Raw genomic sequence first — 24,683 nt, 5'->3', positions numbered from 1 at the left:
CGGCCTCCTACGCCGCGACCAGATACGAGAAGACGGACTCCAGGGACTCGTCGGACGGCGAGACCGTGAGGAGCCGGATGCCGTGGTCTCTGGCGACCTTCGGCAGCAGGGCGGTGAAGCGGCCGAAGTCGACGGCCTGGATGCGCAGCGCGCCCTCGGCGTGGTCGACCTCGATGCCGGCCGTGGAGGGATCGGCGATCAGCGCGGCCGCGAGGGCCCGGTCGTCGCTGGAGCGCACCAGGTAGCGGTGCGGTCGGTCCGTCATCAGACGGCGGATCCGGCGGAAGTCGCCGCTGGCCGCGTGCCGTCCGGCGACGACGACCTCGATGTGCCGGGCGAGCTGCTCGACCTCTTCGAGGATGTGCGAGGAGAACAGCACCGTACGGCCCTCGTCGCCCATCCTGCGCAGCAGGTCCATCAGCTGCATGCGCTGGCGCGGGTCCATGCCGTTGAACGGCTCGTCCAGCAGGAGCAGTGACGGGTCGTGCACCAGGGCGCTCGCCATCTTCACGCGCTGCCGCATGCCCTTGGAGTACGTGGCGATCTTCCGGTCCTGCGCGTACTCCATCTCCACCGTGGCCAGGGCGCGCTGGGCGGCCCTGGCGTCGAGGCCGTGCAGCTCGGCGTTGGCGAGGACGAACTCGCGGCCGGTGAGGAAGTCGTACATCGCCTCCCGTTCGGGGACGATGCCGATGTGCCGGTAGATGGCCTCGTTGCGCCACACCGGCTGCCCGTCGAGGGTGACGGTGCCGGTGGAGGGGGCGAGGAAGCCGCCCATCATGTTGATCAGGGTGGACTTTCCGGCGCCGTTGGGCCCGAGCAGTCCGGTGACCCCGGGGCCGATGGTCATGGTGATGTCGTTGACGGCGACCACGTTGCCGAACCAGCGGGAGACGTGGTCGATCTTCAGGGTGGTCACAGTCCCACCTTGCGGTAGCGGCGGATGAGGAGGCCGTAGCAGGCGGCGATCAGGCCCAGCACGAACAGGACGTGGACCACGCCCTGGCCGCCGGAGGGACCGGTGCCGCCCGGATAGGCGGAGCTGCCGCCGAGGAACGCGGACTGCACGCCGTCGATCAGCGTGACCGGCGAGAACAGCCCGATCCACGGCACGGCGGAGCTGCTGCCCTGGGTGTCGGCGATGGCCTGGAGGGTGGAGACCGCCCCGTAGGAGATGGTCAGTACGGCGATCACGGCGGCGATGCCGAAGCCTCGGCGCGGGGTGAAGGCGGCGATGACCAGGCCGATGCCGGCGAAGAGCAACGAGAGGAGAGCCACGGAGACCAGTCCCTGGGCGAATTCCTTGGTCTGATGAGCGAAGTCCATCTTGGACAGCAGCGCGCCCACGTACATCACCAGCAGCGGGGCGCCGGTGAGGATGAAGAGCGCCGAGGCGAGCGCCGCGAACTTCGCGCGGACGTAGTCGGCGGTCTCGATGGGCCGCGAGAAGTACAGCGGCACGGTCTTGAAGCGCAGGTCGCGGGAGACCGCCTGGGGTGCCTGCGAGGCGACGTACAGGCTGATCACGGCCTGGGTGACGATCGCGTACCGGGTGTAGGACACCGGCAGTTCGTGCGCCTTGGTGACGACGGCGACGGCCACCATGATGGCGGCCGGCACGCACATCACCGCGAACAGCAGCATCGGCAGCACCTTGGACTTCACCGAGCGGCCGAGGCCGTAGGCGCCGCGCAGGGACTGCGAGTACAGCGAGCGGCGGGCGTAGGAACGGCCGAGGCGGGGGCCGTCGTAGCCGCGGTAGCCGATGTCGTGGATGCGGCTCTGGTCGCCGGTGGGCATTGCCGGGGGATGCTCAACCGCCATGGCCGACGGCCTCCTTGCGCTGTTCGTCACCGCTGGTGAAGACCTCGGAGATGTGGTGCCGGCGCTGTTCCATGCGCACCAGGCCGAGGCCGAGGTCGGCGACCACGTCGCGGACCAGGTCGTACGTGTCCTCGCCGGTGGCGGTCAGCAGCAGGATGTGCCCGGCTCCGGGCAGTCCGCCGGCCTCCGCGTGGGTGGCGACACCGCGCGCGTGCAGCGCCTCGCGGAGCGCGCGGGTGCCGTCGGGGTGTGCGTCGCTGTCGGTGACCTCGATCGCGAGGGTGGTCGTGGTCTGGGTGAAGTCGGTGGTGGAGCTGGAGCGCAGCAGCTTGCCGCCGTCGATGACGACGACGTGGTCACAGGTGCGCTCCAGCTCGCCCAGCAGGTGGGAGGTGACCAGGACCGAGATGCCGAAGTCGCTGTGGATGCGGCGGATCAGGCCGAGCATCTCGTCCCGGCCGACCGGGTCGAGTCCGTTGGTCGGCTCGTCCAGGAAGACCAGTCTCGGGTCGTGCACCAGGGCCTGGGCGAGCTTCACGCGCTGCTTCATGCCGGTCGAATAGCCGCCGATGGGGCGGTAGCGCTCCTCGTACAGCCCCACGTGGCGCAGGGTGTCGGCGGTGCGCTCACGCGCGGCGGCGGGCGGCAGGCCGGACATGCGGGCCATGTGGACGACGAACTCGGTGGCCGAGACGTCCGGCGGGAGGCAGTCGTGCTCCGGCATGTACCCGACGCGCTCGCGGATGGCGGCGCCCTTGGCGGCGACGTCGAGGCCGAGCACCTCGGCCCGGCCCTCCGTGGCGGGGGACAGCCCCAGCAGGATCTTGATCAGGGTGGACTTGCCGGCGCCGTTGGCCCCGACGAGTCCGGTCACACCGGGCCCGATGTCCACGGACAGCCGGTCGAGCGCGGTCACCCGGGGGAACCGCTTGCTCAGGCTTTCGGTCGCGATCACAGTCACGCCTTCGACGGTAGTGATCCGGACCACGTTCGTCGTCAGACCTCAGAGCCGTTTCCTCGTCCGCCCCAGGTATTACGGGACCCTGAGGGTCACCCACCCAGGGGAAGCCCGGGCGCGGCGGACGGCCGTCGTCCGCGGCCCTTGATCCCGCCTATTGACGCCACCTCTAACAAGTGCCAGATTCGCCTGTGTCAAGTTACGGACGCGTAGCGCGCTCGACGGGACGGGGCGGCATGACGACGGCAGTGAGCAGCGAAACCCCCGCGGACCTGCGGGGATTCAAACGGGTGCAGCGCCTGGCCTACGAATGCGCGGAGGCCGTCGCGGCCCGGCTCGAACCGGGCGTGACGGAGCGCGAGGCGGCGCGGATGCAGCGGGAGTGGCTGCGCGAGCGCGGGGTGCGGGACTGGTTCCACCTCCCCTTCGCCTGGTTCGGCGACCGCACGGCCTTCGCGAACTTCCGCATCCCGCTCCAGTTCTTCCCCACCGACCGCGCCCTGGAGCCGGGGATGCCGTTCATCCTGGACCTGGCGCCGGTGTACGAGGGCTACCCGGCCGACGTCGGCTACTCCGGCTCGCTGGGCGTGAACCCGGTGCAGGACCGGCTGATGGCCGACCTGGAGGCGCACCGGGAGCTGATCCTGCGCGAGGTGCGCGAGCGGCGCCCGCTGCGGGAGATCTACCAGGACGTGGACCGGCTGATGGTCCGCCAGGGTTACGCCAACCGGCACCGCGCCTACCCCTTCGGGGTGATCGCCCACAAGGTGGACCGGGTACGGCGGCGCCGCTGGTCGCCGCATCTGTTCGGCTTCGGCACGCAGTCCCTGAAGGGCCTGGCCTCCGACGCGCTGCACGGCCACCGCGAGGGCTGGTCTCCGCTGTGGTCTCCGTACCGCTTCTCGGACCACCCGCCGCGACCGGGCCTGTGGGCGGTCGAACCGCACCTCGGCTTCCGGGGCACGGGCGCGAAGTTCGAGGAGATCCTGGTGGTCACCGACTCCCGGGACGCCGAGGAGAGCGCGTTCTGGCTGGACGACGATCTGCCGCACGTGCGGCGCTGGGCGGAGGAGAAATGACCTTGAAGGGTGCGCGCGAGCGCCGGGTGCGTACCGGCGGGGTCGACCTGTGCGTGGTCGAGCTGGGCGACCCGGCCCAGCCGACCGTCGTCCTGGTGCACGGCTACCCGGACAGCAAGGAGGTCTGGTCGGAGGTGGCCGTACGGCTGGCCGACCGCTTCCACGTGGTGCTGTACGACGTCCGGGGCCACGGCCGCTCCACCGCGCCGAAGCCCCTGCGCGGCGGCTTCACCCTCGCCAAGCTCACCGACGACTTCCTGGCCGTCGTGGACGCGGTCAGCCCGGACCGGCCGGTGCACCTCGTCGGGCACGACTGGGGCTCGGTGCAGTCCTGGGAGTTCGTCACCGTCGGCCGCACGGAGGGCCGTATCGCGTCGTTCACCTCGATCTCGGGGCCGTCCCTCGATCACTTCGGGCACTGGATCGACGCGCGCGTGAAGCGTCCGACGCCCCGGCGGGTGGGCCAGCTCCTCGGCCAGGGCGCCAAGTCCTGGTACGTCTACCTGCTGCACACCCCGGCCCTGCCCGAACTGGCCTGGCGCGGCCCGCTCGGCAAGCGCTGGCCCGGGATCCTGGAGCGGGCCGAGCGGGTCCCGGCCGGCGACTACCCGACCGGCTCCCTCCCCTCGGACGCCGCGCACGGCGCCTGGCTCTACCGGGACAACGTCCGCGCCCGGCTGCGCCGGCCCCGCCCGGACGCCTACGCCCACGCGCCCGTACAGCTCATCACCCCCCAGGAGGACGTGTTCCTCTCCGAGCGGCTGTACGACGACCTGGACCGGTGGGTGCCCCGGCTGACCCGCCGCACGCTGCCCGCCGGGCACTGGGTGCCGCGCACCCGCCCCGATCAGCTGTCGGCGTGGATCGAGGAGTTCGTCGTGTCCGTGGAAGGCGGCCGGCCCGTCCCGCGCCCCACCGGCCGGCACGCCGAACGGTTCGCCGGGCAGCTGGTGCTGATCACGGGCGCGGGCAGCGGCATCGGACGGGCCACGGCGTTCGCCTTCGCGGAGGCCGGGGCGCGGGTGATCGCCGTCGACCGGGACGCCGAGTCCGCGGCCCGCACCGCGGAGCTGTGCCGGCTGGTCGGCGCGCCCGAGGCATGGGCCGAGCCGGCCGACGTCTCCGACGAGCAGGCCATGGAGAAGCTCGCGGAGAAGGTCCACCGTGCCTACGGCGTACTGGACGTGCTGGTCAACAACGCGGGCATCGGCCTGTCGGGCTCGTTCTTCACCACGACGACCGACGACTGGCGCTCGGTGCTGGACGTGAACCTGTGGGGCGTCATCCACGGCTGCCGGCTCTTCGGGGCCCGCATGGCCGAGCGCGGGCAGGGCGGCCACATCGTCAACACGGCCTCGGCGGCGGCCTACCAGCCCTCGCGCATGCTGCCGGCCTACAGCACCTCCAAGGCGGCCGTGCTGATGCTCTCCGAGTGCCTGCGCGCGGAGCTGGCGCCGAAGGGGATCGGGGTCACGGCGGTCTGCCCGGGCATCGTCAACACCGGCATCACGGCCACGGCCCGGTTCACCGGCGTCGACGAGGCCGAACAGCGCCGTCGCCGGCAGCGGTCCGCCCGCCTCTACGGCCTGCGGAACTATCCGCCGGAGAAGGTGGCGGACGCGATCCTGGACGCGGTCGCCCGGGACAGGCCGGTGGCTCCGGTGACCCCGGAGGCCAAGGGCGCCCATCTGCTGTCCCGGTTCGCGCCGGGGCTGCTGCGGAGGATCGCGCGGGTGGAGCCGAGGCTGTGAGGGCGGGGGACGGGCGCCCGCGGGCGTCACGTCCCCTCCGGTTGTCCACAGTTTCGTCAATTCGCCTGTGGATAACCCCACTTCGTTGTGGATCAAACCTCCGGCCGGGAAAACCCGGGTGATCTGCGTCTCCCTCCGGCGGGTCCATGAGGTGCCCGCGCACGGTGACCGTTTCGTTCGATGCCGACGGGCCCGCTTACGCTCGGACCCATGAGTCTGCGTCTGAGCACCGTGATCCTTCCGTACCGCCGCTGGCACGAAGGCACCCGTTCGGCGTGGGTGCGCGCCGAGCAGCTCGGCTTCCACACGGCGTACACCTACGACCATCTGACCTGGCGCAGCTTCCGTGACGGCCCTTGGTTCGGTGCCGTCCCGACCCTGACGGCCGCCGCCGCGGTCACCGACCGGCTGCGCCTGGGCACGCTGGTCACCTCGCCGAACTTCCGCCACCCGGTGACCCTCGCCAAGGAGCTGATCTCCCTGGACGACATCTCCGGCGGCCGGATCACCCTGGGCATCGGCGCGGGCGGCACCGGTTTCGACGCGACGGCCCTCGGCCAGGAGCCCTGGACCCCGCGGGAGCGCGCGGACCGGTTCGCCGAGTTCGTCTCCCTCCTCGACCGGCTGCTCACCGAGGACACGGTGACCTACGAGGGGCGTTTCTACTCGGCCCACGAGGCCCGGAACATCCCGGGCTGTGTGCAGCGGCCCCGGCTGCCGTTCGCCGTGGCGGCCACCGGCCCGCGCGGTATGAAGCTCGCCGCGCGGTACGGCCGGGCGTGGGTGACCACCGGCGACCCGAAGCTGTACGAGACCGGTACGCCGGAGCAGTCCGTCGAGGCCCTGCGCGGCCAGATCGGCAGGCTGGCCGAGGCGTGCGAGGCCGCCGGGCGGGACGTGACCGGACTGGACAAGGTCCTGCTCACCGGCTTCACCCCGGACCGCGCCCGGCCTCTGTCGTCCCTGGACGCCTTCGTGGACTTCGCCGGCCGCCACCGCGAGCTGGGCTTCACCGAGATCGTGATCCACTGGCCCGTCCCGGACTCGGTCTTCGCGACGGACGAGAAGGTCTTCGAGCAGATCGCCATGGAGGCGCTCGCCCAGCTGGACTGACCGGGGCTCCCGCTGCGGGACGTCGTCTGTGTCTCATCTGTGCGCAGTACCGCACGGCCGTGCGGACGCCTGCGCGAGAATGGCCGGGTGACCTCAGCGACCAGACAGCACGGGACCCCTGCCGCCGCCCTGCCGGCGCGGCTGATCGCCACCGACCTCGACGGCACTCTGCTGCGCGACGACAAGTCGGTCTCCGCGCGGACCGTCGCCGCGCTGGCCGCCGCCGAGGAGGCCGGGATCGAGGTCTTCTTCGTCACCGGCCGGCCCGCCCGCTGGATGGACGTGGTCAGCGACCACGTCCACGGCCACGGCCTGGCGATCTGCGGCAACGGCGCCGCCGTGGTCGACCTGCATGGCGGTCCCGGAGCCCACCGGTTCGTGAAGGTCCGCGAGCTGGCCCGGGAGAACGCCCTGGCCGCCGCACGACTGCTGCGCGAGGCGGCCCCCGGCACGGTGTTCGCGGTCGAGCAGACCTACGGCTTCCACCAGGAGCCGGACTATCCCAAGCTGCACATGGAGATACCGGACGCCGTGCTGCCCGCCGAGGAGCTGCTCGCCCCCGACGGCCCGGCCGCCGGCCAGCCCGTCCTCAAGATCCTCGCCTACCATCCCTCCCTCGACCCCGACGCCTTCCTCACGCTGGCCCGGCTGACGGTCGGCGGCCACGCCAATGTCACCCGCTCCAGCCCCAGCGCCCTGCTGGAACTGAGCGGCCCCGGCGTGTCCAAGGCCAGCACCCTCGCCCTGTGCTGCGCCGAGCGCGGCATCTCGCACGAGGAGGTCGTGGCCTTCGGGGACATGCCCAACGACGTCGAGATGCTGACCTGGGCCGGGCAGTCGTACGCGATGGGCAACGCCCACCCGGACGCCATCGCCGCCGCGTCGGGCCGTACCGTCGCCAACAACGACGACGGCGTGGCGGTGGTGATCGAACAGCTCCTCGCCGACCGCGGGTAGCCGACGCCCCACCGCCCCTCGCCGCCCGCCCCGTCCGGGACGGCACGCCTCAGCACACTCCCGCCAGCGCCTCCGCCTCGGACTCCCGCACGGCCATCTCGCGCAGCGGGCCGTCCTCGGCCAGCAGCCGCCGGTACGGCCCGCGCTGCACCACCCGGCCCGCGTCGAGCACGATCACCTCGTCCACCGCGTCGAGCCCCGCCAGCCGGTGGGTGATCAGCAGCGTGGTACGGCCCTCGGTCGCGGCCAGCAGATCGGCGGTCAGCGCGTCCGCCGTCGCCAGGTCCAGATGCTCCGCGGGCTCGTCCAGGACCAGCACCGGGAAGCCGGCCAGCAGCGCCCGGGCCAGCGCCAGCCGCTGCCGCTGCCCGCCGGACAGCCGGGCCCCGTGCTCGCCGACGAGCGTGTCCAGACCGTCGGGCAGCGACTGGACCCAGTCCAGCAGCCGGGCCCGGGCCAGCGCCGCGCGCAGCTCCGCCTCGGACGCGTCCTTCCTGGCCAGCAGCAGGTTCTCGCGCACCGAGCTGTCGAAGAGGTGCGCGTCCTGCGCGCACAGCCCGACGAGCCGCCGTACGTCGTCCCCCGCCACCGCGCACGCGTCCACCCCGGCGAGCGTGTACGAGCCCGCCCGCGGGTCCAGGAACCGCAGCAGCACCTGCGCGAGGGTCGTCTTGCCCGAACCGGAGGCCCCCACCACCGCGATCCGGCGCCCCCGCTCCAGCGTCAGGTCAAGCCCGGCCAGCGCCTCCCCCCGCTGTCCCTCGTACCGGGCGGCCACGCCCTTGAGGACCACCGGGAACGGTGTGACGGGCGCCGGCCGGGGCCGCTCCGGCTCGCGTACGGGCTCGGCGGCGTCCAGGATCTCGTACACCCGCTCCGCGCTGCGCCGCACCCGCTGCCGGTGCCGCACGGCGAGCGGCAGCCCCAGGACGGCCTCGAAGGCGGCCAGCGGGGTCAGTACGACCACGGCCATGGCCACTCCGCCCAGCCGGCCGGCCGCCACCGCCTGGGCGCCGAACAGCGCGGTGGCCGTGACGGTCAGCCCGGAGACCAGCGCGGTGAGGCCGTCCCCGAGTCCGGTGACGGCGGCGGCGCGCGCGGCGATCCCGGTGAGGGTGCGATCCGCTCGCCGGGCCGCGTCCGTACGGGCCGGCAGCGCGCCGGCGACGGTCAGCTCCGCGGTGCCGGTGAGCAGGTCGGTCACCCGGGTGGCGAGGACGCCACGGGCGGGCGCCAGCCGCCGCTCGGTCCGCCGGGCCACGGCCGCGGTCAGCAGGGGCACGCCGGCGCCCGCCGCCAGCAGACCCGCCGCGAGGACGGCGCCGGCCTCGGGCAGCAGCCAGGCCGTGAAGCCGACGGAGGCGGCGGAGACGGCGACGGCGACTCCGGCGGGCAGCAGCCAGCGCAGCCAGTAGTCCTGGAAGGCGTCCACATCCGCGACCAGCCGGGTGAGCAGATCGCCGCGCCGGGTGCCGCGCAGCCCCGCGGGGGCGAGGCGTTCCAGGCGCCGGTACACCGCCACCCGGGTGTCGGCCAGCATCCGCAGGACGGCGTCGTGCGAGACCAGCCGCTCGGCATAGCGGAAGACGGCCCGCCCGATACCGAAGGCACGGGTCGCGGTCACGGCCACCATCAGATACAGCACCGGTGGCTGCTGCGAGGCCCGCGAGATGAGCCAGCCGGAGGTCGCCATCAGTCCGACGGCACTCCCCAGCGCCAGACTCCCCAGCACCAGGGCCCCGGCCAGCCGCCCCCGGGCCCCGCCGCCCAGGGCGCGAACCCGCGCCAGGACACTCCGCCCCCGCGGACCGGCACCGCCGTCCATCGGTTCGTCCTCCGGCCCACCGAGCCGATCTCCCCCAAGCCCGCCCTCCGGCAGCCCGAGCGACGACTCCGCCGGTCCGTCCTCCGGACCACCGAGTGGGCGAGGACGGGAGTCCAGGAGCCGGAGCCCCCTGGGAGTCCGGCCATCCACCGAGGACTTCGCGATATCCGCACCATCCAGCCGTACGACCCTGTCGGCCACCCCCAGCAACGCGGGCCGGTGCACGACCAGAAGCACGGTCCGCCCGGCGGCCAGCCTCCGCACCGCCGCCACGACGTCCCCCTCGGTCACACCGTCCAGCGCGGCCGTCGGCTCGTCCAGCAACAGCACGGGCCGGTCCGCGAGAAACGCCCGGGCCAGCGCGAGCCGCTGCCGCTGCCCCGCCGACAGCCCGGCCCCGTCCTCTCCGAGCACGGTGTCGACCCCGTCCGGCAGCGCCGCCACGAACTCCCACGCGCCCGCGTCCCGCAGCGCCCGCCGCACGGCACCGTCATCGGCCCCGGGCCGGGCCAGCCGCACGTTCTCCGCGATGGTCCCGGCGTACAGGTGCGGCCGCTGGGGCACCCATGCGATCCGCGACCGCCACTCCTCCAGGTCCAGGCCGGCGAGATCGGCTCCCCCGACCCGCACCCGCCCCCCGGTGGGCCGTACGAATCCCAGCAACACGCTCAGCAGCGTCGACTTGCCCGCCCCGCTCGGTCCGACCAGCGCCACGGTCTCACCGGGTTCCACACGGAACGACACCCCGGTCACCGCGTCCGACGAGCGCCCGGGATAGCGGACGCTGACATCCTCGAAGGCCACGGTGCCCGCCGGCACCGCGCCCGTGCCCGACACCGGGACCGGCGTCTCCAGCACGGAGAAGATCTCCTCCGCGGCGGCAAGCCCCTCCGCCGCCGCGTGGTACTGCGTCCCCACCTGCCGCAGCGGCAGATACGCCTCGGGCGCCAGCACCAGGATCACCAGCCCGGTGTACAGGTCCATGTCCCCGTGGACGAGCCGCATCCCGATCGTCACGGCGACCAGCGCGACGGACAGCGTGGCCAGCAGCTCCAGCGCGAAGGAGGAGAGAAAGGCGATCCGCAGGGTGCGCAGCGTGGCCTGCCGGTACTCCCCGGTGATCCGCCGGATGGACTCGGCCTGGGCCTTGGCCCGGCCGAACACCTTCAGCGTCGGCAGCCCCGCGACCACGTCCAGGAAGTGGCCGGACAGCCGGGACAGCAGCCGCCACTGACGGTCCATCCGGGACTGGGTCGCCCAGCCGATCAGCATCATGAACAGCGGAATCAGCGGCAGGGTGCCGACGATGATCGCCGCCGACACCCAGTCCTCCGTGACGATCCGGGCCAGCACCGCCACCGGCACGACCACGGCCAGCCCCAGCTGCGGGAGATAGCGCGAGAAGTAGTCGTCCAGGGCGTCGACCCCGCGCGTGGCCAGGGTCACGAGCGAGCCGGTCCGCTGCCCGCTCAGCCATCCCGGGCCGAGCGCCGCCGCCCGGTCCAGCAGCCGCCCGCGCAGCTCCGACTTCACCGCCGCGCCGGCCCGGTGCGCCGCGAGTTCGGTGAGCCACGCGACCAACGACCGCCCGACCGCCACGGCCGCCAACAGCAGCAGGGGAGTGCGCAGGCCGGCCGCCGACTGACCGTGCTGGAACGCGCCGACGACGATCTCGGCGACGAGCATCGCCTGAGCGATGACCAGCCCGGCTCCCACGGCCCCCAGGCCGACGACGGCCACGAGGAAGAGACGGGTGGCACGGGCGTACCGCAGTAGGCGTGGGTCGATTGGTTTCACGTGAAACATGCCCTTCGGTCCAGAGGGTGTGTTTCACGTGAAACACACCCCCGGCGGACTCAGTGAGCGGCGTCGGGAGCGATGTGCTGCGTCCCGATCCGCTTGCGGAACACCCAGTAGGTCCAGCCCTGGTAGAGCACGACGAGCGGGGTGGCGATCGCCGCCAGCCACGTCATGATCTTGAGGGTGTAGGGGCTCGACGAGGCGTTGGTGACCGTCAGGCTCCAGTCCCCGTTCAGGGTGGACGGCATGACGTTCGGGAAGAGCGAGAGGAAGAGCACCGCCACGGCGGCCACGATGGTGACCCCGGACAGCGCGAACGCCCAGCCCTCCCGTCCGGCCTGATTGGCCACCAGCGCGGCGACCAGGGCGGCGACGGCCACGATCACGGCGACCAGGCTCTTGCCGTCACCGCTGTCGGCCTGTGTCCACAGCAGGAAGGCCAGCGCCACGAGGGTCGCCACCAGGCCGACCCGCCGGGCCAGCTTCCGCGCCCGCACCCGGATGTCGCCGACGGTCTTGAGCGCGGTGAAGACCGCCCCGTGGAAGGTGAACAGCGTGAGCGTCACCAGGCCGCCGAGCAGGGCGTAGGGGTTGAGCAGATCCCAGACGTCGCCGACATACTCGAAGTGCTGGTCGATCTTCACGCCCCGCACGATGTTCCCGAAGGCCACGCCCCACAGGAACGCCGGAAGGAGCGAGCACCAGAAGATCGCCGTCTCCCAGTTGCGCTGCCAGTTCTCCTCGGGCCGCTTGACCCGGTACTCGAAGGCGACGCCCCGGACGATCAGGCAGACCAGGATGAGCAGCAGCGGCAGGTAGAAGCCGGAGAAGAGGGTGGCGTACCACTCGGGGAAGGCGGCGAAGGTCGCGCCGCCCGCGGTGAGCAGCCACACCTCGTTGCCGTCCCAGACCGGGCCGATGGTGTTGATCAGCACCCGGCGCTCGGCTCGGTCCCGGGCCAGCAGCTTGGTGAGGACACCGACTCCGAAGTCGAAGCCCTCCAGGAAGAAGTAGCCGGTCCACAGGACGGCGATCAGGACGAACCAGACGTCGTGAAGTTCCATGACTGTTCCCCCGGCCTAGTACGAGAAGGCCATCGGCTTGTCGGCGTCACGGGTGTCGCCGCCGATCTTCGTGGGCGGGTTGAGGTCGGCCTCGGTGAGTTCGGGCGGGCCGGCCTTGACGTACTTCGCGAGCAGCTTGACCTCGATCACGGCGAGGATCGCGTACAGCGCGGTGAACACGGCCATCGAGGTGATGACCTCGCCCTGGGAGACACCGGGGGAGACCGCGTCCCGGGTCTGCAGGACGCCGTAGACGACCCACGGCTGGCGGCCCATCTCGGTGAAGATCCAGCCCCAGGAGTTGGCGATCAGCGGGAAGGCCATCGTCCAGGTCGCGATGCGCCAGTACCAAGGGGTGAGCTTCGGACCGAGCGCCTGCTTCTTGAACAGCACCAGGTGCGGCACCTCGTCCTCACCGACCCTGAGGTGCTGCGGCAGCATGAACTTCTTGCGGGTCAGCCAGAGTCCGGCCAGCCCGATGGCGAAGGAGGCCATGCCGAAGCCGATCATCCAGCGGAAGCCCCAGAAGGCCACCGGGATGTTGGGCCGGTAGTCGCCGGGCCCGAACTTCTGCTGCTCGGACTTGTTGACGTCGTTGATGCCGGGGACGTACGAGGTGAAGTTGTCGTCGGCGAGGAAGGAGAGCAGGCCCGGGATCTCGATGGCCACGCTGTTGTGACCCTTCTCCACGTCGCCGTAGGCGAAGATCGAGAACGGCGCGGGCTTCTGGCCGTCCCACAGCGCCTCGGCGGCGGCCATCTTCATCGGCTGCTGCTTGAACATCACCTTGCCGAGGGTGTCGCCGCTGATCGCGGTGAGCAGACCGGCGATGACCACGGTGATCAGACCGAGCCGCAGCGAGGTCTTCATCGCGCGGATGTGCTTCTTGCGGGCCAGGTGGTAGGCGGATATGCCCACCATGAAGGCGCCGCCGGTCAGGAAGGCCGCAGAGAGCGTGTGGAAGGCCTGGGTGAGGGCGGTGTTCTGGGTCAGCACGGCCCAGAAGTCGGTCAGCTCGGCCCGGCCCCTCGCCTTGTCGATCTTGTAGCCGACCGGGTGCTGCATCCAGGAGTTGGCCGCGAGGATGAAGTACGCCGACAGGATCGTGCCGATCGAGACCATCCAGATGCAGGCCAGGTGGATCTTCTTCGGGAGCTTGTCCCAGCCGAAGATCCACAGGCCGATGAACGTGGACTCGAAGAAGAACGCGATGAGCGCCTCGAAGGCGAGCGGGGCGCCGAAGATGTCACCGACGAAGCGCGAGTAGTCCGACCAGTTCATGCCGAACTGGAACTCCTGCACGATGCCGGTGACCACGCCCATGGCGATGTTGATCAGGAAGAGCTTGCCCCAGAACTTGGTCGCTCTGAGGTACTTCTCCTTCTCCGTGCGCACCCAGGCCGTCTGCAGCCCGGCCGTGAGCGCGGCCAGGGAGATCGTCAACGGAACGAACAGGAAGTGGTAGACGGTGGTGATGCCGAACTGCCAGCGCGCCAGTGTCTCCGGCGCCAAAGCCAGGTCCACGTCGTCACTCTCCTTACTACGGCGTGGTCAGCGGCGGTTTGCCCCTGTTTGTTGCCCTCATACAGGAGCAAACGGGACGCGCTTGTGAACGCGTTCACATTCACAAGCCATTATGACGCACTGATTTTCGGCCGAACCAGGGGGGTCCCCCCTATCGCCGTGGCGTCAAGACCTTGGCAGTGACTTCAACATCTTGTTGAATTGCGCGCCATGCAGATACGCATTTCCTGGCCCGCGGGCAGCATCACCGCGAGCCTCGACGCAAGCACCCCGACCGTGCAGGCCCTCGCCAAGGCACTGCCCCTCGCCTCGACCGCGAGTACATGGGGTGAGGAGGTGTATTTCGACACAGGCGTCTCTGTTTCACGTGAAACGGACGCCCGTCAGGTCGTGGAGCCGGGCACGGTCGCCTTCTGGACGGAGGGCAACGCCCTCGCCCTCCCCTACGGACCCACGCCGATCTCGCACGACGGGGAGTGCCGCCTCGCGAGCCCGTGCAACATCCTCGGCAGCCTGGACGGGGACGCCGGCCTCCTGGCGACCGTACGAGCCGGCGACCCCATCCGTCTGGAACTGATCGAGGACTGATCCCGCCACGGGATCACAGTCCCTCACGGCGTTCCCGCGCCACCGGGGAGCCACAGCTCCCACGGCACCGGGCGCCACCGCCGAGTCACCGCTCCTTGGGGAACGCCTCCGCCACCTTCAGGAAGATGTCGTTCGCCTCGGCCTCGCCGACCGTCACGCGCACACCCTCGCCCGGGAACGGCCGGACCACCACCCCGTGCTCCTCGCAGGCCTGCGCGAACGCGACGGTGCGCTCCCCCAGCCGCAGCCACACGAAGTTGGCCTGCGTCTCCGGGACCGTCCAGCCCTGGCCCCGCAGCGCGTCGACCACGCGCGTGCGCTCACACACCAGCGAGCCGACCCGGCCCAGCAGCTCGTCCTCGGCCCGCAGCGAGGCGATCGCCGCCTCCTGTGCCAGCTGGCTCACCCCGAACGGCACCGCCGTCTTGCGCAGGGCCGCCGCCACCGGCTCATGGGCGATCGCGAAACCGATCCGCAGCCCGGCCAGCCCGTAGGCCTTGGAGAAGGTCCGCAGCACACAGACATTGGGCCGCTCCCGGTACAGCTCCACACCGTCGGGCACCTCGGGGTCGCGGATGAACTCCCGGTAGGCCTCGTCCAGCACCACCAGCACATCCCCGGGCACCCGGTCGAGGAACCGTTCCAGCTCGGCCCGTCGCACCACCGTGCCGGTCGGGTTGTTGGGGTTGCACACGAAGATCAGCCGCGTCCGGTCGGTGATCGCGTCCGCCATCGCGTCCAGGTCGTGCACATCGCCCGGCGTCAGCGGCACCTGGACCGACCGGGCGCCGCTGATCTGCGTGATGATCGGGTACGCCTCGAACGACCGCCAGGCGTAGATCACCTCGTCGCCGGGACCGCTGGTGGCCTGGATCAGCTGCTGGGCGACCCCCACCGAGCCGGTCCCGGTCGCCAGGTGGGACAGCGGCACACCGAAGCGGTCGGACAGCTCGTTCATCAGCCCGGCGCCGGACATGTCCGGGTAGCGGTTGATGTCGCAGGCCGCGGCGGTCACGGTCTCCAGCACGCCCGGCAGCGGCGGGTACGGGTTCTCGTTGGAGGACAGCTTGTAGGCGACCGGGCCGCCGGCCGCGGCCGGCTTGCCCGGCTTGTAGGTGGGGATACCCTCCAGCTCGGCGCGCAGCTTGGGGCTTGTCTCGCTCACCGCAGTCCTCCTCGCGATCACCGGCGGACCGTCGACGCGCCGGCTTCCAATACTCATCACCATAAGAGGATTCGGCCCGGCTGAGTACAGGCCCGGCACTGCCGGACCCATGACCCCGGGCCCCGGGGAAGGCGCCGATCATGCGGCTCGGCCGGCATCGGGGGCGTCACCGCACGAAGGCGTGTGTTTCGGGGGGCGCGCCGTACATATATCTACGCGCCGGTGGCTTGCGCCCTGGCGCGCGTCGCCCGTGCAGGTGAGTTGAGACCTCTTCGAAACATCGGACGCTTGGCAGGTCCGTGCGCCTCGGCACATCGCGTCTTACCCTGTAACCCGACAACCGCCTTTGTTTCTAAGGCACTTGACGCCATATGGCCATGCAGAAACGTGCCTCCCAAGGTGGGCATATGCGGCCGCACCACCCCGCCGCATGAGCCCTACTATCGGCTCGCCATGACAGCAGCAGGGAAGCACCAGGTGAGCCGCGCGGAAACCTCACGTCGAGGCAGTCGGCCGGGCCGGGCGGGCATCAGAGACGTCGCCGCCGCCGCCGGGGTCTCCATCACGACCGTGTCCGACGCCCTCAACGGCAAGGGCCGGCTCCCGGATGCCACCCGGCGCCACGTCCGCGAGGTCGCCGACCGACTCGGGTACCGGCCCTCGGCCGCCGCCCGGACCCTCCGTACGGGCAAGTCGGGCCTGATCGGCCTGACCGTGACGACCTACGGGGATGAACCTTTCACCTTCACGGAGTTCGCGTACTTCGCGGAGATGGCCCGGGCCGCCACCTCGGCCGCGCTCGCCCGCGGCTACGCCCTGGTCATCCTGCCCGCGACCTCCCGCCACGACGTCTGGTCCAACGTGGCCCTGGACGGCACGGTCGTCATCGACCCCTCCGACCAGGATCCGGTGGTCAGCGAGCTCGTCCGGCAGGGACTGCCGGTCGTCTCCGACGGCCGCCCGGCCGGCTCCCTCCCCGTCACCGCCTGGGTCGACAACGACCACGAGGCCGCCGTACTCGGCATCCTCGACCATCTCGCCGACGCCGGCGCCCGCCGCATCGGCCTGCTCACGGGCACCTCGACGGACACCTACACCCATCTGTCCACCACCGCGTACCTGCGCTGGTGCGAACGGGTCGGCCAGGACCCGGTCTACGAGGCGTACCCGGCGCACGACCCGTGCGCGGGCGCCGTCGCCGCCGACCGGCTGCTCGCCCGCCCCGACCGGCCCGACGCGGTCTACGGGCTGTTCGACCCCAACGGCACCGATCTGCTCGCCGCCGCCCGCCGCTACGGCCTGCGCGTCCCCGACGACCTGCTGCTGGTGTGCTGCAGCGAGTCGACCATGTACGCCAGCACCGAGCCGCCCGTCACCACGCTGTCGCTGAAGCCACGCCGCATCGGCACCGCCGTCGTCCAGCTGCTCATCGACGCGATCGAGGGCGTCGAGTCCGAGCAGCCGGTCGAGCAGGTGATACCGACCGAGCTGATCGTGCGTACCTCCTCCCAGCGGCGGTCCCCGCGCACGACGGTCAGCCCGCCACGCACCCCGGACGACCGGTAGCGCCCCGGGACGTCCCGGGGCGGCACGGCGGACGCGACACGGGGCGCGTCCGGTGCGGCGCGAGAACCGGTCGGCCGGGGGACCAATCGGCCCACAGCCGGTCGAACATCTGCCCAAACAGGGCGAAAGCCGCGGTGAACCGGAGTCTTGTTCCGATTCACCACCCCTGGGTCATCACACGGCGCGACGCGCATTCCTATGATGGGCCCCACGACACCGCGGACCGCTGCGACCAGGCAGTCCGAAGCGGTGCAGATGCGGCGCGATGGTGGAGGGGTCTGATGACTCAGGGGGCCGGTCAGGGACCCGAGGCGGAGCGGACGGCGACGCTGCGCGACTTCCGGGTACCCGCGTACGTACACGAGACCGGTCCGTACGCCGGCGGCACCCACCCCGGCAACGCCGTCCCGGCCGGCGACGAGGCGTACCCCGAGGGCTACACCCCCACCCAGCGCGACCTGCCGGTCATCAACCGCGGTGACACCCTCCAGCTCCCCGTCGAGCCGGTCCCCGCCCCGCCGGCCCCGCAGCCCGCGACCGGGCCCGGACCGCTCTACGTCGTCGGCGACGTCCACGGCTACCTGGACGAGCTGGTGGCCGCCCTGCAGGAGCAGGGCCTGATCGACGCCTCGGGCCAGTGGTGCGCCGGCACCACCCGGCTGTGGTTCCTCGGTGACTTCACCGACCGCGGCCCGGACGGCATCGGTGTCATCGACCTGGTCATGCGGCTGTCCGCCGAGGCCGCCGCGGCAGGCGGTTACTGCAAGGCCCTCATGGGCAACCACGAACTGCTGCTGCTCGGCGCCAAACGGTTCGGCGACACGCCCGTCAACTCCGGAGCGGGCACCGCCACCTTCCAGGCGGCCTGGCTGCTCAACGGCGGCCAGAAGACCGACATGGACCGCCTCCAGGACCACCATCTGCAGTGGATGGCCCGCCTCGACGCCGTGGAGGTGGTCGACGGCTATCTGCTCATCCACTCCGACACCACCGCCTACCTCGACTACGGCGACTCCATCGAGGCGGTCAACGACACCGTCCGCGAGACCCTGACCCGTAACGACGCCGACGAGGTCTGGGACCTGTTCCGCAAGTTCACCAAGCGCTTCTCCTTCCGCGACGAGGGCGGCGCCGACGCCGTGCGCACCCTCCTCGACACGTACGGCGGCACCCGCGTCGTTCACGGGCACAGCCCCATCCCCTACCTCCTCGGCGAGGTCGGCTCCGAGGACGGCGAGGAGGGCACCGGCCCGGTCGTCGAGGGGCCGCACGTCTACGCCGACGGGCTCGCCATCGCCATGGACGGCGGAGTGACCATGGCCGGAAAGCTGCTGGTCCAGCAACTGCCGCTGAACGACTGAGCGTTCCCCGGCCAGGCGTCCCCGGGACCGCGTACGCGCAGGCCGGAGGGCAATTTCCGGCAATCCCCTGTCATCGCGCGCCATCACGGCTCTACCATCGGCTTGTCCGTAGCAGGCTCCCCTCCGTTTTTGCCCGACGGCAGCCGACGCGCGAGCCCCAAGCCCTACGGAGCATCGGGGGATGCAGATGAACAGCCTTCCGCAGCACCTGAAGAGCGAGGACATCCGGGAATTCGAGCGGCTGCTCGACGAGGCGCTCCGCACCGCACCGCACCGACCGGATCCGGCCGCCGGCGGCAGACCGCTGACCACCGCTCAACTGCGCACCATGGCACTGGACGCGTCCGCCCTGATCACAGCGGTCGCGGCGGCCGAGTACCGGCGCTACGCCGAACTCCGCGACACACCGCGCCACCCGGCGCTGTCCGCCCCGGCGGCCACCGGCGACTCCGCTGCCGCGTCCTCTGGTCCGACCGCGCCGGACACGGGCGCCCCGCCCGACGAGGCGGCCGAGGACACCGGCGCGGGCGCCGCCGCGGTCCTCGCCGTGCTGGCGCCCGTCCTCTCCGGGACGGCCGCGGCGATCTTCCTGCTCGTCGGCTACGTCCTGCGGGCGTTGAGCTCCGGGCAGACCCTCGCCCGCACCCTGCTCGCCACCGGCTGGGTGTTCGGCGCGCTGACCGCGGCGACGGCCCTGGTCGCCGCCGCCGGACTGCTGCTCGCCGCCCTGCGCAACCGTGCCCCGGCGAACGCCCGGGCCCTGGACAGGGCGGACGAGGCGGAGTTGGAGCGGGCCAGAGAGGCCTGGCGGGACGCCCTGCTGGAGCGGGGCATCCTGCCCTTCCTCCGGGAGGCACTGGCCGAGGCAGGCCCGGCCGGCGCACAGCACCCGGTCCCGTCCGCACCGAGCGGCCGCATCCCGCGTCTGGGCTACGACCGGCCCGGCTTCAGCAGCCCGGGCGACGGCGCGGCGCCGGGCCGCCCGCGCTTCACCAGCCCCGACTACACGAGCCCGGACTTCGGCGGCCCGGAACACCGCCCCGAGTAGTCCGGCCGCGTACCGGCGTGACCCGGCCGGACACCGGGCGACCCGGTCGCGCACCGCGCACGGCCGAGCCGGCGCGGTGCGCTCACGGTGGGCCGGTTCAGTCGGCGATGGGCAGGTACACCCGGTTGCCGGCCGCCGCGAACTCCTGCGACTTCTGGGCCATGCCCGCCTCGATCTCGGCCCGGTTGCCGCCGTGCTCCCGCCGGATGTCCTGCGAGATCTTCATGCTGCAGAACTTCGGACCGCACATGGAACAGAAGTGGGCCGTCTTGGCGGGCTCGGCCGGCAGGGTCTCGTCGTGGAACTCCCGTGCCGTGTCGGGGTCCAGGGCGAGGTTGAACTGGTCCTCCCACCGGAACTCGAAACGGGCGTCGGACAGCGCGTCGTCCCACTCCTGCGCCCCGGGGTGCCCCTTGGCGAGGTCCGCCGCGTGCGCGGCGATCTTGTAGGTGATGACGCCGGTCTTGACGTCGTCCCGGTTGGGCAGGCCCAGGTGCTCCTTGGGCGTGACGTAGCAGAGCATCGCCGTGCCCCACCAGGCGATCATCGCGGCACCGATGCCGGAGGTGATGTGGTCGTACGCCGGCGCGACGTCCGTGGTCAGCGGGCCGAGCGTATAGAACGGAGCCTCATCACAGATCTCCTGCTGAAGGTCGATGTTCTCCTTGATCTTGTGCATCGGGACGTGCCCGGGGCCCTCGATCATCGTCTGTACGCCGAAGCGCCTGGCGATCCGGTTGAGTTCCCCGAGCGTCCGCAACTCCGCGAACTGCGCCTCGTCGTTGGCATCGGCGATGGAACCGGGCCGCAGGCCGTCACCCAGCGAGTACGTGACGTCGTAGGCGGCGAGGATCTCGCACAGCTCCTCGAAGTTCTCGTACAGGAACGATTCCTTGTGGTGCGCCAGGCACCACGCGGCCATGATGGAGCCACCGCGCGAGACGATGCCGGTCTTGCGGTTGGCGGTGAGCGGGACGTACGGCAGCCGGACGCCCGCGTGGACGGTCATGTAGTCCACGCCCTGCTCGGCCTGTTCGATGACGGTGTCCTTGTAGATCTCCCAGGTCAGTTCCTCGGCCTTGCCGTCGACCTTCTCCAGCGCCTGGTAGAGCGGCACGGTGCCGATCGGGACGGGGGAGTTGCGCAGCACCCACTCGCGGGTGGTGTGGATGTTGCGGCCGGTGGACAAGTCCATGACCGTGTCGGCGCCCCAGCGGGTCGCCCAGGTCATCTTCTCGACCTCTTCCTCGATGGAGGAGGTCACCGCCGAGTTGCCGATGTTGGCGTTCACCTTCACCAGGAACCGCTTGCCGATGATCATCGGCTCGATCTCCGGGTGGTTGACGTTGGCCGGCAGCACGGCCCGGCCCGCCGCGATCTCCTCGCGGACCACCTCGGGCGACACGTTCTCCCGGAGGGCCACGAACTCCATCTCCGGGGTGATCTCGCCCCTGCGGGCGTACGCGAGCTGCGTCACCGCCTGGCCGTCGCGCCCCCGCCGTGGCTGGCGCGGGCGGCCGGGGAAGACCGCGTCCAGGTTGCGCAGCCCGCCACGCGGCGAGGTGTGCTTGATCCCGTCGTCCTCGGGACGGACGGGCCGGCCCGCGTACTCCTCGGTGTCGCCGCGGGCAATGATCCAGTTCTCCCGCAGCGGCGGCAGGCCCCTGCGGACGTCCGTTTCGACGAGTGGATCGGTGTACGGGCCCGATGTGTCGTACAGCGTGACCGACTGCCCGTTGGTGAGATGCACCTGACGGACCGGCACCCGGAGGTCGGGGCGCGAACCCTCGACATACGCCTTGTGCCAGCCGATGGACTTCCCGGCCTCCGTGGACTTCTCGTCCTGGGCGGAGGCAGGCGTGCGTGCGTCCTTGTTGGTCATGAGACCTACTCCCTACGCCGGCATTACCCGGTAACAGGTTCGGCGGTCGACGCAGCGGTTTCCGTCGGCCGACATTCCCCGCGGAACATCGCTCGTTCCACGTGAAACATCGCATCCACGGAGGTCAGCGCCCTCTCAGCCCGGTGCTCCGAGCTCCCGCGTGTGCAAAAGGTGCCTCCACGCTAGCGCCATGTATGGCGCGGTGAACAGTGGGCCCCCCTGCGTTCTTGGGATGATCGGGCAGTGACCAGCATGGAGCAGTACCCCTACCAGCCTCCCGAACCGCACCGCCGAGACGCCGCGGAGCAGGGCACCGGGCACGGTCACCAGGCCGCCAAGACCGGCGGCCATGGCGCCGCTTCCGGGCAGGGACACGCGCACGGTCACAGCCACAGCCACAGCCCCGCCGCTCCCGTCTCCCAGCATCTGCGCAAGGTCATCGCGGCGATCCTGGTCCCCTTCACCGCGGCGGTCCTGGTCGGCCTCGTGGTGCTCTGGCCCGGACAGGCCCCGGCCCACAAGCGGACCGGCGTCGGCTTCGACCGGCAGACCCAGCAGGCCACGGTCACCCGGATCGTGGAGCTGAGCTGCGCGTCGGCGAACGCCTCCGGGGTGCCCCCGACCGGTGACACCTCCACGGCCGAGGGCAGTTCGGCGCAGCAGCAGGCCGACGGCACCTGCAAGAAGGCCACCATCCGGGTCGACACCGGCAAGGACAAGGGCCGTACCTTCACCGAGATCGTGCAGCCGGACCAGTCGCGCCAGCTCCACCAGGACGAGAAGGTCGTCGTCGCCTACGAGCCCTCGGCGCCGAAGGAGCTGCAGTACGCGGTGACCGATGTGAACCGGAAGTTCCCCATGACGCTGCTCGCGGGGATCTTCGCGGTGGCCGTGGTGCTGGTGGGCCGGCTGCGCGGTGTCATGGCGCTGGTCGCGCTGGCCGTCAGCTTCCTGGTGCTGACGCTGTTCATCCTGCCGGCGATCCTCGAGGGGTCGAACCCGCTGCTGGTGGCCGTGGTCGGATCGAGCGCCATCATGCTGATCGCCCTGTATCTGTGTCACGGGCTGTCGGCCCGTACCTCGGTGGCGGTGCTCGGCACGCTGATATCGCTGGCGCTGATCGGTGTGCTCGGCTCGCTGTTCATCGGGTGGGCCGCGCTGACCGGCAACACGGACGACAACACCGGTCTGATCCACGGCCTGTATCCGTCGATCGACATGAGCGGTCTGCTGCTGGCCGGGGTCATCATCGGTTCGCTCGGCGTCCTGGACGATGTGACGGTGACCCAGACCTCGGCCGTCTGGGAGCTGCACGAGGCCAACCCGTCGATGGGCTGGCGCGGGCTGTACCGGGCGGGGATCCGGATCGGCCGCGACCACATCGCGTCCGTGGTCAACACCCTGGTGCTCGCCTACGCCGGTGCCGCGCTGCCGTTGCTGCTGTTGTTCTCGATCGCGCAGAGCAGCGTCGGGACCGTGGCCAACAGCGAGCTGGTGGCCGAGGAGATCGTGCGCACGCTGGTGGGCTCGATCGGCCTGGTCGCCTCGGTGCCGGTCACCACGGCGCTGGCCGCGCTGGTGGTGTCGGCCGACCGGGCCGCCCCGGACGCCGGGACGGTCGGGGCATCCGCCGGGGCCCGGCCCGCGCCGGCGCGCGGGGGCCGGGGGCGGCGCCGGAAGCGGTGAGTGCCGGCGATCCTGGCGCCGCGATGAGCGTCGCCCGGTCCGGCAGCGTGGTGGGCGCCGCCGAGACCGGTACTCGTCGCGCAGAAGCGTTCCTGCGGCGCGGCGCGCGGGACCGGCGGAGCGCCCCCTCGCCGTAGCGCTTCAGCCGGCGCTCTGCTCCTCGGCCAGGATGCGGTCCAGGGCCTCGTCCAGATGCGCGTCGAAATCGGCCAGGGCGCCCTCCTGGCCGAGCGGCACCAGCTTGTCCGTGCGGTCGAGGAAGGCCACGAGCGGGGGTGCCGACGAGCGGAAGAGGGCGTGGTCCCCGCCGACCTGAAGGCGGATCAGCACCTCGCCCAGCACCTCGGAATCGGCGGGGGAGATGCGCACGTCGCCCTCCCCGCACGGACGGCCGACCCCGTCGACCAGCAGCTCGCGCCCGAAGGCCCAGGTCACCGGCGCGTCGCCGGGCAGATGAAAGGTGAGCCGTACGGCATAGGGATCACTGGTCTCGTAGCGCAACTCCACCGGGATGCGGAAGGAGAGCTCCTCCGACACGAGAAAGCTCATCATGACTTCTGCCTGTACGGACTCGCGCATTGACTACCCCGTCATATGACGTCGACTGGCCGGGATCGATCCCTCTGACCGTGCTCAAATCTAGCTGAACGTACACAGTGGATTACAAGGAGTGAGTTTTCAGATACTGATAGAGAGCGTGAGCGTGCCCAGGTGACGCCCGATCTCCGTCTGCAGCCGACGGGCGGCGGGCAGCAGCCGGTCCGCCTGGTGGGCGGGGAGCGAGAGGGCCATCGTGGCCGCGGTGGCGCCGACCGTGATGGGGACCGCCGCGCAGACCGTCCCGACGGCGTACTCCTGGCGCTCCACCGTCGGCTCCATCCGGCGGGTCCGGGCCAGCCGCCGGAGCAGCGCGTCGTCGTCCCGCACGGTGTACGGCGTGAGGGGCCGGACGGGGTAGCGCGCGAGATGGTCGCGCCGCGCCTCCTCGTCGAGCTGGGAGAGCAGGCACTGCCCGATGGCGTGGGCATGGCCGGTCTCGCGGAAGTCCGCCCATTCCTCGACCGCCGGTGCCTGCCGGGAGGCGGAGACGCACATGACCTCGATCTCGCCGTCCCGGTACAACGCGTAATAGATCGGCACACCGATGGAATCGCGCCAGTGCGCGAGCGTGTCCGCCACCATGCTGCGACGTTTCTGCTGCGCTCCGCCGCGGGCCAGGCGCTCGGCGGCGTCACCGAGGAAGAACAGCCCCTTGTCCCGGTGCAGATAGCCCTCGTGCACCAGGGTGCGCAGCAGGTGGTAGGTGGTGGGCAGGGCGAGCCCGGTCTCGCGGGCGAGTTGTTTGGCGGGGGCGCCGTAGGTGTGCGAGGCGACGGTCTCCAGCAGGCGCATGGCGCGCTGGACGGAGCCGATGAGCGTGGCGGCGGGCACGGGCGCGGCCGCGGGGCGCGGTGCCGGCCGGCCCGCGGAGGACGGTGGCCCGCAGACATCC

At 71.4% G+C, this 24,683-nt stretch carries 19 protein-coding genes; 9 read left to right on the top strand and 10 right to left on the bottom strand.

Going from position 1 to position 24,683, the window contains the following annotated elements:
- Positions 1–7 precede the first annotated feature (7 nt).
- The 3 genes from IE251_RS11640 to IE251_RS11630 are packed head-to-tail and all read right to left on the bottom strand — an operon-like array spanning position 8 to position 2,779.
- Complete coding sequence (locus IE251_RS11640; RefSeq protein ID WP_189752804.1) at positions 8–919, bottom strand: ABC transporter ATP-binding protein; 912 nt, start codon at positions 917–919, stop codon at positions 8–10.
- On the bottom strand, positions 916–1,824 hold the full coding sequence (locus IE251_RS11635; protein WP_189752803.1) for an ABC transporter permease subunit: 909 nt from the start codon (positions 1,822–1,824) through the stop codon (positions 916–918). The genes IE251_RS11640 and IE251_RS11635 overlap by 4 nt, the downstream gene beginning before the upstream one ends.
- Positions 1,814–2,779 (bottom strand): ABC transporter ATP-binding protein, encoded by a 966-nt coding sequence (locus IE251_RS11630; RefSeq protein ID WP_189752950.1) that lies wholly within the window; start codon positions 2,777–2,779, stop codon positions 1,814–1,816. Before IE251_RS11630 ends, IE251_RS11635 begins: the two co-directional genes overlap by 11 nt.
- A gap of 239 nt (positions 2,780–3,018) precedes the next feature.
- On the opposite strand from IE251_RS11630, the gene IE251_RS11625 reads away from it, so the two are divergent.
- From IE251_RS11625 to IE251_RS11610, 4 genes are all read left to right on the top strand, one after another.
- Positions 3,019–3,861 carry a M24 family metallopeptidase gene (locus IE251_RS11625; protein WP_189752802.1) on the top strand — a complete coding sequence of 281 codons (843 nt, stop codon included), beginning with the start codon at positions 3,019–3,021 and terminating at the stop codon, positions 3,859–3,861.
- The gene (locus tag IE251_RS11620) at positions 3,858–5,612 is read left to right on the top strand and encodes an SDR family oxidoreductase (protein WP_189752801.1); all 1,755 of its coding nucleotides are present in this window, start codon (positions 3,858–3,860) and stop codon (positions 5,610–5,612) included. The genes IE251_RS11625 and IE251_RS11620 overlap by 4 nt, the downstream gene beginning before the upstream one ends.
- A gap of 210 nt (positions 5,613–5,822) precedes the next feature.
- On the top strand, positions 5,823–6,725 hold the full coding sequence (locus IE251_RS11615) for an LLM class flavin-dependent oxidoreductase (RefSeq protein WP_189752800.1): 903 nt from the start codon (positions 5,823–5,825) through the stop codon (positions 6,723–6,725).
- 87 nt (positions 6,726–6,812) lie between these two features.
- Positions 6,813–7,682 (top strand): HAD-IIB family hydrolase, encoded by an 870-nt coding sequence (locus IE251_RS11610; RefSeq protein ID WP_229896702.1) that lies wholly within the window; start codon positions 6,813–6,815, stop codon positions 7,680–7,682.
- Positions 7,683–7,731: 49 nt separating this feature from the next.
- Here the strand turns inward: IE251_RS11610 and cydD are convergent, their stop codons facing one another.
- Genes cydD through IE251_RS11595 form a run of 3 tightly spaced genes read right to left on the bottom strand, consistent with a single transcriptional unit; the run spans position 7,732 to position 13,895 of the window.
- Positions 7,732–11,304, bottom strand: a complete 3,573-nt coding sequence (cydD, locus tag IE251_RS11605; RefSeq protein ID WP_189752799.1) for a thiol reductant ABC exporter subunit CydD — start codon at positions 11,302–11,304, stop codon at positions 7,732–7,734.
- A 59-nt stretch (positions 11,305–11,363) separates the two neighbouring features.
- Positions 11,364–12,371: a cytochrome d ubiquinol oxidase subunit II gene (gene cydB / locus IE251_RS11600; protein ID WP_189752798.1), complete on the bottom strand. Its 1,008-nt coding sequence runs from the start codon at positions 12,369–12,371 to the stop codon at positions 11,364–11,366.
- 15 nt (positions 12,372–12,386) lie between these two features.
- Positions 12,387–13,895 carry a cytochrome ubiquinol oxidase subunit I gene (locus IE251_RS11595; protein ID WP_189752797.1) on the bottom strand — a complete coding sequence of 503 codons (1,509 nt, stop codon included), beginning with the start codon at positions 13,893–13,895 and terminating at the stop codon, positions 12,387–12,389.
- Between the two features lie 210 nt (positions 13,896–14,105).
- Between IE251_RS11595 and IE251_RS11590 the strand changes: the two genes are divergently transcribed.
- Complete coding sequence (locus IE251_RS11590) at positions 14,106–14,483, top strand: cyclophilin-like fold protein (protein ID WP_189752796.1); 378 nt, start codon at positions 14,106–14,108, stop codon at positions 14,481–14,483.
- Between the two features lie 85 nt (positions 14,484–14,568).
- Here the strand turns inward: IE251_RS11590 and hisC are convergent, their stop codons facing one another.
- Positions 14,569–15,648, bottom strand: coding sequence for a histidinol-phosphate transaminase (hisC, locus tag IE251_RS11585; RefSeq protein WP_189752795.1), 1,080 nt, complete (start codon positions 15,646–15,648; stop codon positions 14,569–14,571).
- A gap of 453 nt (positions 15,649–16,101) precedes the next feature.
- On the opposite strand from hisC, the gene IE251_RS11580 reads away from it, so the two are divergent.
- The 3 genes from IE251_RS11580 to IE251_RS11570 all read left to right on the top strand — a co-directional run bounded on the left by IE251_RS11580 (position 16,102) and on the right by IE251_RS11570 (position 19,623).
- Entirely contained in the window at positions 16,102–17,214 is a 1,113-nt protein-coding gene (locus IE251_RS11580; protein WP_030786254.1) for a LacI family DNA-binding transcriptional regulator, read from the top strand.
- A 281-nt stretch (positions 17,215–17,495) separates the two neighbouring features.
- Positions 17,496–18,575 carry a metallophosphoesterase gene (locus IE251_RS11575; RefSeq protein ID WP_189752794.1) on the top strand — a complete coding sequence of 360 codons (1,080 nt, stop codon included), beginning with the start codon at positions 17,496–17,498 and terminating at the stop codon, positions 18,573–18,575.
- 181 nt (positions 18,576–18,756) lie between these two features.
- On the top strand, positions 18,757–19,623 hold the full coding sequence (locus tag IE251_RS11570) for a hypothetical protein (protein WP_189752793.1): 867 nt from the start codon (positions 18,757–18,759) through the stop codon (positions 19,621–19,623).
- Positions 19,624–19,720: 97 nt separating this feature from the next.
- Here the strand turns inward: IE251_RS11570 and thiC are convergent, their stop codons facing one another.
- Entirely contained in the window at positions 19,721–21,505 is a 1,785-nt protein-coding gene (gene thiC / locus IE251_RS11565) for a phosphomethylpyrimidine synthase ThiC (protein ID WP_229896701.1), read from the bottom strand.
- Between the two features lie 252 nt (positions 21,506–21,757).
- Between thiC and IE251_RS11560 the strand changes: the two genes are divergently transcribed.
- Positions 21,758–23,191, top strand: coding sequence for a YibE/F family protein (locus tag IE251_RS11560; RefSeq protein ID WP_189752947.1), 1,434 nt, complete (start codon positions 21,758–21,760; stop codon positions 23,189–23,191).
- Positions 23,192–23,332: 141 nt separating this feature from the next.
- On the opposite strand, the gene IE251_RS11555 is transcribed toward IE251_RS11560, so the two are convergent.
- Both IE251_RS11555 and IE251_RS11550 read right to left on the bottom strand, forming a co-directional pair.
- Positions 23,333–23,770, bottom strand: a complete 438-nt coding sequence (locus tag IE251_RS11555; protein WP_030615049.1) for an SsgA family sporulation/cell division regulator — start codon at positions 23,768–23,770, stop codon at positions 23,333–23,335.
- 99 nt (positions 23,771–23,869) lie between these two features.
- Positions 23,870–24,622 (bottom strand): IclR family transcriptional regulator, encoded by a 753-nt coding sequence (locus IE251_RS11550; protein WP_268253334.1) that lies wholly within the window; start codon positions 24,620–24,622, stop codon positions 23,870–23,872.
- Between the last annotated feature and the right edge of the window lie 61 nt (positions 24,623–24,683).

This window comes from Streptomyces eurythermus (genome assembly GCF_014649115.1).
Lineage (GTDB): Bacteria > Actinomycetota > Actinomycetes > Streptomycetales > Streptomycetaceae > Streptomyces > Streptomyces eurythermus.
Note: the sequence above shows the minus strand (reverse complement) of the source record. Positions and strands in the feature narration are given on the sequence as shown.